General features: G+C 69.5%; 9 protein-coding genes and 4 tRNA genes. 8 read left to right on the forward strand and 5 right to left on the reverse strand.

What is annotated here, in order from left to right:
• Positions 1–171: 171 nt before the first annotated feature.
• The 3 genes from AQJ54_RS42180 to AQJ54_RS42190 form a co-directional block, all read right to left on the reverse strand.
• On the reverse strand, positions 172–2,271 hold the full coding sequence (locus AQJ54_RS42180) for a DEAD/DEAH box helicase (RefSeq protein WP_062246872.1): 2,100 nt from the start codon (positions 2,269–2,271) through the stop codon (positions 172–174).
• Between the two features lie 234 nt (positions 2,272–2,505).
• On the reverse strand, positions 2,506–3,018 hold the full coding sequence (locus AQJ54_RS42185; RefSeq protein WP_062246874.1) for a hypothetical protein: 513 nt from the start codon (positions 3,016–3,018) through the stop codon (positions 2,506–2,508).
• 79 nt (positions 3,019–3,097) lie between these two features.
• Positions 3,098–3,448, reverse strand: coding sequence for a metallopeptidase family protein (locus AQJ54_RS42190; protein WP_030319175.1), 351 nt, complete (start codon positions 3,446–3,448; stop codon positions 3,098–3,100).
• Between the two features lie 84 nt (positions 3,449–3,532).
• Between AQJ54_RS42190 and AQJ54_RS42195 the strand changes: the two genes are divergently transcribed.
• The 8 genes from AQJ54_RS42195 (at position 3,533) to AQJ54_RS47315 (ending at position 10,654) form a co-directional block, all read left to right on the forward strand.
• Positions 3,533–5,155: a metallophosphoesterase family protein gene (locus tag AQJ54_RS42195; protein ID WP_062246876.1), complete on the forward strand. Its 1,623-nt coding sequence runs from the start codon at positions 3,533–3,535 to the stop codon at positions 5,153–5,155.
• An 80-nt stretch (positions 5,156–5,235) separates the two neighbouring features.
• A tRNA-Glu gene (locus AQJ54_RS42200) sits at positions 5,236–5,308 on the forward strand.
• Positions 5,309–5,346: 38 nt separating this feature from the next.
• Positions 5,347–5,421: transfer RNA gene (locus tag AQJ54_RS42205), tRNA-Asp, on the forward strand.
• Positions 5,422–5,445: 24 nt separating this feature from the next.
• Positions 5,446–5,519, forward strand: a tRNA-Phe gene (locus AQJ54_RS42210).
• A gap of 76 nt (positions 5,520–5,595) precedes the next feature.
• Entirely contained in the window at positions 5,596–5,919 is a 324-nt protein-coding gene (locus AQJ54_RS42215) for a hypothetical protein (RefSeq protein WP_062246878.1), read from the forward strand.
• Positions 5,920–6,037: 118 nt separating this feature from the next.
• Positions 6,038–9,997: an ATP-dependent RNA helicase HrpA gene (hrpA, locus tag AQJ54_RS42220; protein WP_062246880.1), complete on the forward strand. Its 3,960-nt coding sequence runs from the start codon at positions 6,038–6,040 to the stop codon at positions 9,995–9,997.
• 94 nt (positions 9,998–10,091) lie between these two features.
• Positions 10,092–10,166 (forward strand) — tRNA-Asp (locus tag AQJ54_RS42225).
• A 284-nt stretch (positions 10,167–10,450) separates the two neighbouring features.
• Positions 10,451–10,654, forward strand: a complete 204-nt coding sequence (locus AQJ54_RS47315) for a DUF6274 family protein (protein ID WP_062246882.1) — start codon at positions 10,451–10,453, stop codon at positions 10,652–10,654.
• A gap of 416 nt (positions 10,655–11,070) precedes the next feature.
• Here AQJ54_RS47315 and bldC read toward each other — a convergent pair whose 3' ends face one another.
• Both bldC and AQJ54_RS42240 read right to left on the reverse strand, forming a co-directional pair.
• Positions 11,071–11,277, reverse strand: coding sequence for a developmental transcriptional regulator BldC (bldC, locus tag AQJ54_RS42235; RefSeq protein ID WP_003949541.1), 207 nt, complete (start codon positions 11,275–11,277; stop codon positions 11,071–11,073).
• 457 nt (positions 11,278–11,734) lie between these two features.
• Positions 11,735–12,577 (reverse strand): DUF8083 family protein, encoded by an 843-nt coding sequence (locus tag AQJ54_RS42240; protein ID WP_062246884.1) that lies wholly within the window; start codon positions 12,575–12,577, stop codon positions 11,735–11,737.
• Between the last annotated feature and the right edge of the window lie 153 nt (positions 12,578–12,730).

Consider the following 12,730-nt stretch of genomic DNA (forward strand, 5'->3'; position numbering starts at 1 on the left):
CAGGGAAGTCAGAAAAGGCGCGGCGGCAGGCCTGGTGTTCCCCCTCGGCCACACTCCACAGCGCGATCCCCGGATGCTAACAACTGCCCCACAGACTCCGGTAGTCGAATACGCATACGAGAAGGGCCCGTACGACCGAAGTCGTACGGGCCCTTCTCACTTCACACTGTGTCAGCCGTTGCGCTTCCAGCGCGGCTTGTCGTCGCGGCGGCCGAAGGAGCCGGTGCCGCTGCCGCTGCCGCTGCCGCGGTGGTCGTCACGACGGCCGTAGGGGCGGTCGTGGCTCGGGCGGTCGTGGCCGGCGGAGCGGAAGCCCGGGCGGTCGCCCTGGCGGTCACGGTTGAACGGACGGTCGCTGCCCCGGTGGCCGCCACGGTCGTCACGGCGCTCGAAGGAACGGCCGGCCGGACGGTCGTTGTCGCGGCGGAAGCCACCGCGGTCGTTGTCCCGACGGTCACGGTTGAAGCCACCGCGGTCGTCACGACGCTCGAAGGAACGGCCACCACGGTCGTCCCGACGGTCGTTGTCCCGACGGAAGCCACCACGGTCGTTGTCCCGACGGTCACGGTTGAAGCCGCCACGGTCGTCACGACGCTCGAACGAACGGCCACCACGGTCGTCCCGACGGTCGTTGTCCCGACGGAAGCCACCACGGTCGTTGTCCCGACGGTCACGGTTGAAGCCGCCACGGTCGTCACGACGCTCGAACGAACGACCACCACGGTCGTCCCGACGCTCGTAGTTGCCCCGCTCGTCACGGCGCTGACGCGGCTGCTCGTACGCCGGACGCTCGGCGGGCTGCTCGGCGACGAGGGCCTCGGCGCGGATCTCCGCCTCCTGGGCCACGACGGCCTCGGCGGCCGCGGCCACCGCGGTCTCCGGGTCCTCACCGCGCTCGCGGGCGGCACGCGCGACGAGGCGGTCGGCCTCCTCGCGCAGCTCGGTCGCGCGGCGCTGGGCCCGCTCCAGCTCCTTGGTGAGCTGGGCGACCTCACGCTCGGCCTGCTGAGCCGCGTTGGCCGCGGACTCGGACTGGACCTCGGTCATCGAACGGGCGCCGGTGATCTCGGCGACCTCGGGCTCGAAGGCCGTACCGGAGTTGATGATGTGACGGCCGGCGTCGACGCCCGCGTCCTCCATCAGCCGGAAGATCTGCCGGCGCTGGTGCGGGAGGGAGAGGGAGACGACGGTGCCGGTGCGGCCGGCGCGAGCGGTACGGCCCGCGCGGTGCAGGTAGTCCTTGTGGTCGCCGGCGGGGTCGACGTTCAGGACCAGGTCGATGCCGTCGACGTGGATGCCGCGGGCGGCGACGTCGGTGGCGACGAGCGCGTTGACGTAGCCGTCCTTGAAGTCGGCCAGCGTGCGAGTGCGCGCGCCCTGGGTCATGCCGCCGTGCAGCGCGTCGGCCTTCACCCCGGCCTCGCGCAGCTGCTCGGCGATGCGGTCGGCGCCCAGCTGGGTGCGGACGAAGATGATGGTGCGGCCCTTGCGGGAGGCGATGGCCGCGGTGACCGGCGCCTTGTCCTTGGGCTTCACGATCAGGATGTGGTGGGACATCGTCGTGACGTTGCCCTGGGCGCTGTCGACCTCGTGCGAGACCGGGTCGACCAGGTAGCGCTTGACCAGGGTGGAGATCTCGTTCTCCATGGTCGCGGAGAACAGCATCCGCTGGCCGCCGGCCGGGACCTGGTCGAGCAGCTCGGTGACCTCGGGCAGGAAGCCCAGGTCGGACATCTGGTCGGCCTCGTCGAGGACGGCGACCTCGACGTTCTCCAGGGAGCAGGCGCCGCGGTTGATGATGTCGCGCAGCCGGCCCGGGGTGGCGACGAGGATGTCGACGCCGCGCTCCAGGGCGTAGATCTGGTTGCCCATCGACGTACCGCCGCAGACGACCTTCATCTTCAGGCCGACGACGTCGCCGTAGGGCTGGAGGGCGTCCGCGACCTGCATCGCGAGTTCGCGGGTCGGGGTGAGGATGACCGCGCGGGGCTTGTGCTTCTCGGTGCGGCCGCCGGCGAGACGCGCCAGGGTCGGCAGACCGAAGGAGAGGGTCTTGCCGGAGCCGGTGCGGCCACGGCCGAGGATGTCCTTGCCGGCCAGGGCGTCCGGGATGGTCGCGGCCTGGATCGGGAAGGGGGTGGTCACGCCGTTCTGGGCGAGCTTGCGCACCACGCCCTCGGGGAGACCGAGGTCCGCGAAGGTGACCTCGGGAGCGCCTTCGGTGCCCTCGTTCTCGGGCATGACGGCGTGATCAGTACTGGAAATGGACATGCGTAAGCGAAACCTTCCGGAGTCTCGTCGGCACGCGCCCGTCAACTCCGTGATTTCGCAATACGACCGCCTCTATGCGGTCAGCCACGGCAAGGGAGAGAACGCGCCACACGGCGCTCTCTGCAATGGCGCCGGGCAATGGGATCAAACGATCTACCACCATACGCACCCCCCACCCCCCAAGGCAAACCAACGCCTGCCGGTGTAGTGGAGGTCACGTGGGCGGCCGCCGCGTCACACCGGCGCACCCGCCGTGGGCGCCGGCTCGCGCTGGCTCAGCTGCGCTCCCGTCTCCGGCGGCGCCGACGACGACGGCTCCGCGGGCGGCGGCGACGGGGTGGGCGAGGCGGGCGGCTCGCTCGACGCGGGCGGCTCCGGATCGGGCGTGTGCGTGGGGGGCGGGTCGACGTGCGTCGCCGAGGGTGCCGGCCTGGCCGACTTCCCCGGCCGCGCCCCCGCGGAGGCGGACGCGCTCGCCGAGGCGGACGCCGACGGGGACGCCGACTCCTCGCCGTGCTTCCCCTTCTTCTTCCCGTGCTTGCCGTCCGCGGCCGCCCTGCCGAGCCCCACGGAACCGCCGGAGCCCGCCGAGCCCCCGTCGGGGCCGGCACCGCCCCGCTCACCGGCGGAGTGCGAGGGCTTGGCGCCGCTGCCTCCGTCGTCCCCGCCCACGCTCATGCAGCCCGCTGCGGCGGCGACGGCCATGACCGTGGCGGCCAGACGGACGGGTACGTACAAGGGGCGCACGAGCAGCCACCTCCGAGGGCGGGCGTCAGAGAGTCAACCTGTCCAACTCCTGCCGCCCACAAGAGGACACGCGAACCCGCTATCCGTACCCGAGTGCGTGCAGCCGCGCGTCGTCGATCCCGAAGTGGTGGGCGATCTCGTGGACCACCGTCACCTCGGTCTCCGCGACCACCTCGTCCCGCGTCCCGCACATCCTGAGCGTCGGACCCCGGTAGATCGTGATGCGGTCCGGCAGCACCCCGGCGTACCACTCGCCCCGGTCGGTCAGCGGAGTGCCCTCGTACAGCCCGAGCAGCTCGGGATCGTCCGCCGGCGGTTCGTCCTCGACGAACACCGCGACGTTGTCCATCAGCCGCGTCAACTCCGGCGGAATCCGGTCCAGCGCCTCGGCGACCAGTTCCTCGAACTCCTCGCGCGTCATCTCCAGCACATGCCCATTCTCCGGTACGACCCCGCCGTACGAGAGGGGGAGCGCGCCCGCATATCCGGGCGCGGACTTGGGCATACGGGATCAATGGCCCGCGTCCCCGCCGCCGCCCGGAAGATCCTGTCCGCCGTAAGGAAGGCACCGCACGCCCTCACCCGGCAGTACGCCGGTCGTCGCTCCCACCCGTCCGTCGAACTGGTCCATCCGGCTCATCCCTGGACCCGAGCCCTCGGTCTCGTCGCCGTGGTCCTTCTGGGTGCCTGGCTGGGCCTGCTGATCGTCGGCAACGTGCGGGTGCCCGTCGGGCCCATGAACACGACGATGACCCTGCGCCCGTCCCTGACCGGCGGCACGAAGATCAACGTGTCCCCGCTGGGCGCCCTCGAGCTGGACAGCCACCACGCGCCGGTCCGGCTCGACGTCAACGTCGACCAGCTCGACCCGGAACGCTCCCAGGCCCTCGTCGACCACCCCGAGCGGCTCTCCGGCCTCCAGGACGAGGTCGCCTCGGACGTCGAGCACGGCACCCTCGATCTCGCGGTCCGCTCCTGCGTCGCCGTGGTCGCGGGCGCCACCGCCCTCGGCCTCGCCGTCTACCGGCGCCCGCGCCGCGCCCTCGCCGCCGGCGGCCTCGCCCTCACCCTCCTGGCGGCCTCCGGCGGCACCGCGTACGCCACCTGGAACCCCGAATCGGTCCTGGAGCCCAAGTTCTCGGGCCTGCTCTCCTCGGCCCCGTCCCTGGTCGGCAACGCGCGCAGCATCGTCACCGAATTCGACGTCTACCAGAAGGAGTTGGCCCGCCTGGTCACCAACGTGACGAAGCTCTACGACGTCACGTCCACGCTCCCCGCCTACCAGCCGGACCCCACCACCATCCGGGTCCTGCACGTCTCCGACATCCATCTGAACCCGGCGAGCTGGAAGATCATCGCCTCGCTGGTGGAGCAGTACAGGGTCAACGTGATCGTCGACTCCGGCGACACCATGGATCACGGTACGGCGGCGGAGAACGGCTTCCTCGACCCGATCCCGGACCTCGGGGCGCCGTACGTCTGGGTCCGCGGCAACCACGACTCCCTGACCACCCAGCGCTACATGGAGGGCCTCAAGCGGGTCCACGTCCTCGACGACGGCAAGGCCGAGACCGTCGCCGGGCTGCGGTTCGCCGGGATGGGCGACCCCCAGTTCACCCCCGACCGCTCCACGAACCCGGGCACCGACGCGTCCGAGGAGGCGGCGGGCGCCCGCCTGGCCGCAGCCCTGCGCGCACAGCGGGCCGCCGGGACCCCGGTCGACATCGCGATCGCCCATGAGCCCTCGGCCGCCCGCGAGGTCGACGGCGAGGTCCCGATGATCCTGTCCGGCCACCTCCACCACCAGGAGATGGAGGTCCTGAAGAAGGGCACCCGGCTGCGCGTCGAGGGCTCCACGGGCGGCAGCGGTCTGCGGGCCGTCGAGGGCAAGTACCCCGACCCCATCGAGGCCTCGATCCTCTACCTGGACCGCGACACCCGGCGCCTCCAGGCCTGGGACGAGATCAGACTCGGCGGTCTGGGCCTCACGACGGCGGAGGTCAGCCGGCACCTCCCGCAGGACAACCAGCCGGGAGCGACGCCGTCACCGACCACGTCGTCGACCGGTTCGCCGTCGGCCTCGCCCACGACCTCGGCATCGGCCTCGCCCCAGGCCTCCCCCACGGGCAGCCCCTAAACCGTTTTGGCGATACCTCCCGGCATCCCATATGCTTCTCACGTCCCCGACGCGCTGAGAAGCGCCCAGGCGGGCCGATAGCCCTCATCGTCTAGCGGCCTAGGACGCCGCCCTTTCAAGGCGGTAGCACGGGTTCGAATCCCGTTGGGGGCACGCAAAACCGTGTGCGACACTGTTCGTGCACAACGCTTGGTCCTGTGGAGCAGTTTGGAGTGCTCGCCACCCTGTCAAGGTGGAGGCCGCGGGTTCAAATCCCGTCAGGACCGCTGAGGTTTCCCCGGAAGCCTCTCGGCTGGGTAGCTCAGTTGGTACGAGCGACCGCCTGAAAAGCGGTAGGTCGCCGGTTCGACCCCGGCCCCAGCCACAGCACAGACCCCGATCTCCGGATCGGGGTCTTGTTGTATCTGTCGTGCGATCTGCCGTGGACAGGGGTGGGGACGATGAGTCAGGACGACGGTCTGGAGCTGGCCCGCGCGAGATACGGGCTGTTCGCGGTGCTGGCGAGCAATCTGGCGATCGCCGGGGTGGCGGTGGTCGGGGTCTGGCGGCTCGACGGCGACAAGGCGGTGATCGTCGGAGTCCTCACCGCCGCGTTCACCGCGGTCAGCAGCATGACCACCGCTTATCTCGGCATCAAGGCGATCTCCAACACCGCGCGGTCCATCGCCCTCGGCGAGCGGCACGAGCGCACAGCCACGGCGCCGGAACCGGCACCGGCGGCATCGGGAGCACCGGGGTCGGCTCCGGCTCCGCGGGCCCCCTGATCGCCGTGCTGGTGATCCGGCGGGCTTCCGATCCGCCGGCCCCTGATCCACCAGGCTGCGACGCCCGGGACAAAACCGTTCGCCAGTAATTTCCCGGGGATGAGATCCTGGATCGCGTATGTCTACGCACCCTGCCCCCGCCCCCGGCACCCCCGCCTTCGGGGATCTCGCCGCCCGCCTGACCGAGCTGACCCTGCGTGACGCGCAACGGCTCGGGCGCAGGCTCGAAGGCGCGCGCCGGATCCGCAAGCCGGAGGCGCGCGCCGCCGTGCTGGCCGAGATCGAGGCGGAGGTCGGCAAGGGCGAGGAACGGGTGCACGCACGCCGTGCGCGGGTGCCCGCCGTGACCTACCCCGAGCAGCTCCCGGTCAGCCAGAAGAAGGACGAGATCGCGGCCGCCATCCGTGATCACCAGGTCGTGATCGTGGCCGGTGAGACCGGCTCCGGCAAGACGACCCAGATCCCGAAGATCTGCCTGGAGCTCGGCCGGGGCGTCAAGGGCATGATCGGCCACACCCAGCCCCGCCGGATCGCCGCCCGCACGGTCGCCGAGCGGGTCGCCGAGGAGCTGGACACCCCGCTCGGCGAGGCCGTCGGCTGGAAGGTGCGCTTCACCGACCAGGTGAACCAGGACGCGACGTTCGTGAAGCTGATGACGGACGGCATCCTGCTCGCCGAGATCCAGACCGACCGCGAGCTGCGCGCCTACGACACGATCATCATCGACGAGGCCCACGAGCGGTCCCTCAACATCGACTTCCTGCTCGGCTACCTGGCCCAGCTGCTGCCGAGGCGCCCCGACCTCAAGGTCGTCATCACCTCCGCGACCATCGACCCCGAGCGCTTCTCCCGGCACTTCGGAGACGCCCCTATCGTCGAGGTCAGCGGCCGCACGTACCCCGTGGAGGTCCGCTACCGGCCCCTGCTGGAAGAGGACTCGGAGGACTCCGACCGCGACCAGATCACCGCGATCTGCGATGCCGTCGAGGAGCTCCAGGGCGAGGGCAAGGGCGACATCCTCGTCTTCCTCTCCGGCGAGCGCGAGATCAGGGACACCGCGGACGCCCTGGTGAAGAAGAACTACCGCTTCACCGAGGTGCTGCCGTTGTACGCCCGGCTCTCGCACGCCGAGCAGCACCGCGTCTTCCAGCCGCACACCGGCCGCAGGATCGTTCTGGCGACCAACGTCGCCGAGACCTCCCTGACCGTCCCGGGGATCAAGTACGTCATCGACCCCGGCTTCGCCCGTATCTCCCGCTACAGCCACCGCACCAAGGTCCAGCGGCTGCCCATCGAGGCGATCTCGCAGGCCAGCGCCAACCAGCGCAAGGGCCGCTGCGGCCGTACGTCCGACGGCATCTGCATCCGCCTCTACTCCGAGGAGGACTTCGAGGCCCGCCCGGAGTTCACGGACGCGGAGATCCTGCGGACCAACCTCGCCTCCGTCATCCTCCAGATGACCGCGGCCGGACTCGGTGACATCGAGAAGTTCCCCTTCATCGACCCGCCGGACCACCGCAACATCCGCGACGGCGTCCAACTCCTCCAGGAACTGGGCGCGTTGGACCCCTCCGAGAAGGACGTCCGCAAGCGGCTGACCCAGACCGGACGCAAGCTGGCCCAACTGCCCGTCGACCCGCGCCTGGCGCGCATGGTCCTGGAGGCCGACAAGAACGGCTGTGTCCGCGAGGTCATGGTCATAGCCGCCGCGCTGTCCATCCAGGACCCGCGCGAGCGCCCGGCCGACAAGCAGACCCAGGCCGACCAGCAGCACGCCCGCTTCAAGGACGAGACCAGCGACTTCCTGGCGTACCTGAACCTGTGGCGGTACGTCCGCGAGCAGCAGAAGGAGCGCGGCTCGTCGTCCTTCCGCCGGATGTGCAAGCAGGAGTACCTCAACTTCCTGCGCATCCGCGAATGGCAGGACATCTACACCCAACTGCGCACGGTCGCCAAGCAGATGGGCATCCATCTGAACGAGGAGGACGCGGCCGACCAGTCGGTCCATGTCTCCCTCCTCGCCGGCCTTCTCTCCCACATCGGGATGAAGGACGTGAAGGACGGCAACAAGAACGAGTACCTGGGCGCCCGCAACGCCAAGTTCGCGATCTTCCCCGGCTCGTCCCTCTTCAAGAAGCAGCCCCGTTTCGTCATGTCGGCGGAACTGGTGGAGACGTCACGCCTGTGGGCCCGCGTCAACGCCAGGATCGAGCCGGAGTGGGTCGAGCCGCTCGCCGAGCACCTGCTGAAGCGGACGTACTCCGAGCCGCACTGGGAGAAGGACCAGGCCGCGGTGATGGCCTACGAGAAGGTCACGCTGTACGGCGTGCCGATCGTCGCCCAGCGGAAGGTGAACTACGGCCGGATCGACCCGGAGTCGTCCCGCGAGCTTTTCATCCGCAACGCCCTGGTCGAGGGTGACTGGCGCACGCACCACAAGTTCTTCGCCGACAACCGCAGGCTGCTGAGCGAGGTTGAGGAGCTCGAACACCGGGCCCGGCGACGGGACATCGTGGTCGACGACGACACCCTCTTCGACTTCTACGACCAGCGGGTGCCCGAACACGTCGTCTCCGGCGCCCACTTCGACTCCTGGTGGAAGCGCAAGCGGCACGAGGAGCCCGAATTCCTCGACTTCGAGCGGGAGATGCTCATCCGGGAGTCGGCGGAGGCGGTCACCAAGGCCGACTATCCCGACTCGTGGCGGCAGGGCCCGCTGAAGTTCCGGGTGACGTACCAGTTCGAGCCGGGTGCGGACGCGGACGGTGTCACAGTCCACATCCCGCTCCAGGTCCTGAACCAGGTCAAGGACGAGGGCTTCGACTGGCAGATCCCGGGCCTGCGCGAGGAGTTGGTGACGGAGCTGATCCGCTCCCTCCCCAAGCCGATCCGCCGCAACTACGTGCCGGCGCCGAACTTCGCGAAACGGTTCCTGGACACGGCGGTGCCGTTGCAGGAGCCCTTGACGGTCACCATGGCCCGCGAGCTGAAGCGCATGGTCGGCGTGCCCTTCGACGCGGAGGACTTCGACCAGTCCCGGATCCCCGACCACCTCCGGATCACCTTCCGGATCGTGGACGAACGGCGGCGGAAGCTGGCGGAGGCCAAGGACCTGGAGGCGCTTCGGCTCCAGCTCAAGCCCAAGGCGCGCCAGGCGCTCTCCCAGGCGGCCGCCGCGACCGCCTCCCGCGAGGGCGGCGAGTCCCTGGAGCGCAAGGGCCTGACGGACTGGACGATCGGCTCCCTCACCCGGGTCTTCGAGACCCGCCGGGCAGGCCAGCCGGTGAAGGCGTACCCGGCGCTGGTGGACGACGGCGACACCGTCTCCGTCCGCCTCTTCGACACCGAGGCCGAGCAGGCCGAGGCGATGTGGAAGGGCACGCGCCGGCTCATCGTGCGCAACATCCCGGTGAACCCGGCGAAGTTCGCGTCCGAGAAGCTGACGAACCCCCAGAAGCTGGCCCTGTCGGCGAACCCGCACGGCTCCATCCAGGCCCTGTTCGACGACTGCGCGACCGCGGCGGCGGACAAGCTGATCGGGGACTTCGGGGGACCGGCGTGGGACGAGGAGTCGTACCGGAAGCTGTACGACAAGGTGCGGTCGGAGATCGTCGACACCACTGTCCGCACGGTCGGCCAGGTGCAGCAGGTGCTTGCCGCCTGGCAGGCCTGTGAGCGCCGTCTGAAGGCCGTACGGAGCCCGGCGCTGCTGGCGAACCTGGCGGACGTACGGAAGCAGTTGGACGCCCTCGTGAAGCCCGGCTTCGTCACGGAGACCGGGTTGCGGCGCCTGCCCGACCTCATGCGCTACCTGGTCGCGGCGGACCGGCGGCTCCAGCAGATGCCGACGAACGCCCAACGGGACACGACCCGTATGGAGAAGGTCCACGAGATGCAGGACGAGTACGCCTGGCTCCTGGAGCAGCTCCCGCAGGGCCGGCCCGTGCCGCAGCAGGTCCTGGACGTCCGCTGGATGATCGAGGAGCTCCGGGTCAGCTATTTCGCCCACGCGTTGGGCACGGCGTACCCGATCTCGGACAAGCGGATCGTGAAGACGATCGACACGCTGGCTCCGTGACCGGACGGCCACACGGAGTGAGTTCGACCAGGACCCGCCTGCTCCTGTACAGTCCTTCTCGCAGCGCAACGCACCGATAAGCGCCGCGAAACCTGGTCCTGTGGAGCAGTTTGGAGTGCTCGCCACCCTGTCAAGGTGGAGGCCGCGGGTTCAAATCCCGTCAGGACCGCAACAAGAAGTAAGGCCCGCATCCCGGCAACGGGGCGCGGGCCTTCTTCGTATGGTCACACGGAGGGTGCTGTTCGGACGCCGGTCCAGGCATCTCAGCCCGTCCGGCGTTTGAGGACGAGGCCCGTTCAGGGCCGAAGCGGGGGGCTGGGGGCGGCAGCCCCCAGGACGGTCACCGCAGCGCCGGAGATGAGCTCGGCACCCTCCACGCCATCTTGACGGCGCCTCAAAGCACCGGTACCCAGAAACCAGGCCCCCGTTCCCGACGGAGCCCGGAGGTGGCGTATGGCGGCATCGGTCAGGCACGAGACGCGGGCCTTGCTCCGCGCACACCTGTCCGCCGCGTCGTCGTATCGGCATCTGACCCGGCACTGCCCGATCTGCCACCGCCTCCTGCGCCTGGCGATGGATTCCGCGCCCCGAGCATCCGATCTCCCGGAGGAGCCGGAAGAGCAGCCGAGGGAGGACGAGACCCCCTCCCCGGCGTGACACGACACGGCACGACACGGCACGGCCCCCTCTAGCGCACAAGTCCCAGCCGCAACAAGGACTCTGGCATGTGACGGGAGTCACCGCATGAGTTTTTAAAACGGTGGAACTTACCCCTCCCCTACAACAGGTCAATTTAATATGTGCAATTGCACTACTGATCCGACCTGTCCCTGGGCCCGCTCCACAGGAGATCCGACACCCCTCCCCAGACTCCGACAAGCCCACTCACAGCGGCTCCCACCACCCCTGGCGCGCGCACAAAAAAGATCGCGCTGGACTCGGCGGAGTCCAGCGCGATCGACGACGGGGTTGAGAATGGGCCCTGTTGGGGCAGGACCCGCGTCGCTTGAAGCCAGGGTTCGGACGCCGCAGCCAGCTGGGGGGCAGGCCGGTTTGTCCGGTTATTCAGTTGTTCAGGCCTCGCTGCGCTGCTGCGGAATACCCGCGAGCAGAGCGCGGACCTCAGCCTCGCGGTAACGGCGGTGTCCGCCGAGCGTACGGATCGACGTGAGCTTGCCGGCCTTCGCCCACCGCGTGACCGTCTTCGGGTCCACGCGGAACATCGTGGCGACCTCAGCCGGGGTCAGCAGCGGCTCGGCATCAGGGGTGCGAGCGGTCATGAGCGGCCTCCTCGGGAGAACCGAACCTTCTCGGTTCTTTCCTCTAAATTCTGCACCTTGACCCGCGTTGCCCGAAATGGCGGATGCGGGTCGAGTCGGTTATAGGACGAACGGCTTGTCCTCGGCACTACAACTACACCATCCGTCCAGCCTCGTCGGCCAAACCGATGGAATTGCCCCCCAGGTGTTCATCGGCGACGGAAGCCGATGGACCATGCCATAGCGGACAGTCACGCCTCTGTGACGATCAGTCACAGAGGCGATCAGGAGTCATCAGACCCCCCAAAGCGGAACCTCCCCCGGGCCCCTTGTCCTATTTTGGCATGAGGAGGGGCAAGAGGCGCAAGAGCCGGATACGTGCGGTCCGTCACGCTTGCCCCTTGTTGATGGGACATCAGCGAAACCTCGTGACACCTTGAGCGAGGACGAAACCCCAAAAAGGGCGTCACGTCAAACGTCAGTTCGCCGAGCGCCGGTCCCTGACCGCCCGCCAGCGCTCCACAAGGCGCCCGTAGGCCTCGCCCGCGGCCGCCCCGTCACCGAGCCTCAGCGCCTCGATGCCCTCGGCCACGTCGGCCGCCGAGTGGTCGTCCTCCAGCTCGCCCGGCGGCAGCACGTGCACCAGCCCGCCGTAGTCGAGCTCGACCAGCGAACGCGGGTGGAACTCCTCCAGCCAGCGCCCCACATCGATCAGGCCGTCGATGAGCGGCCCCTCGTCGACGCCGTCCTTCAGGGCCCGCAGCGCCCGCGCCACCCGCCGCCGGGCCTGCACCATGGGCGTGCGGTAGCGCAGCATCGGCGGGACCTCCCCGGACCCCTTGTCGAAGCGCCGCTCCTCGTCGCCCACCAGCACGAACCAGTGCAGCGGCACCTGCCAGGTCGCCGTACGGATCCACGGCCTGGCGTCCGGGTTCCGGGCCAGCCAGCGCTCGTAGTCCTGGGACGTCTGGTGGCGTACGACCGCGGGCAGCACGGCGTCCAGGACGGGGCCCGGCAGCTCCTCGCCGAGCTCCTCCATCGCCAGCCAGCCGCGCAGCCGGGTGCGCCAGGGGCACACGCACACCACGCCGTCCACGTCGAGCACGAACGCGTCACTGCTCTCGTGCACCGGCACGGGGACCGGCGGGGTGGGCAGCAGATCCGCCAGCGAGCGACGCAGTTCGTCCTGGTAGGACGGGCGCTCCTGGCGGCGGGCGTAGCGGGCCCAGTGGGTGCGCTCCGGCTCGGGGAAGGCGGCCAGTGGTTCGTACACGCGCAGATAGGTCGCGTACGGGACGATCACCGAGGACACCTTGGGCACGCCTGCTCTCTCCCCCGCCGCCTGCCGGGAAAACCTGCGAAACCCGCACACAAACGCGCGGGAAAACTATGCAAATCGTCGCACGCCCGCAAGTCACGGGAAGGTGATCCTGAGCACTGCACGGTCTCGGGGCGTCACACGCTCTAATCTCGT

The organism is Streptomyces griseorubiginosus, assembly GCF_001514195.1.
GTDB classification, from domain to species: Bacteria; Actinomycetota; Actinomycetes; order Streptomycetales; family Streptomycetaceae; genus Streptomyces; species Streptomyces griseorubiginosus.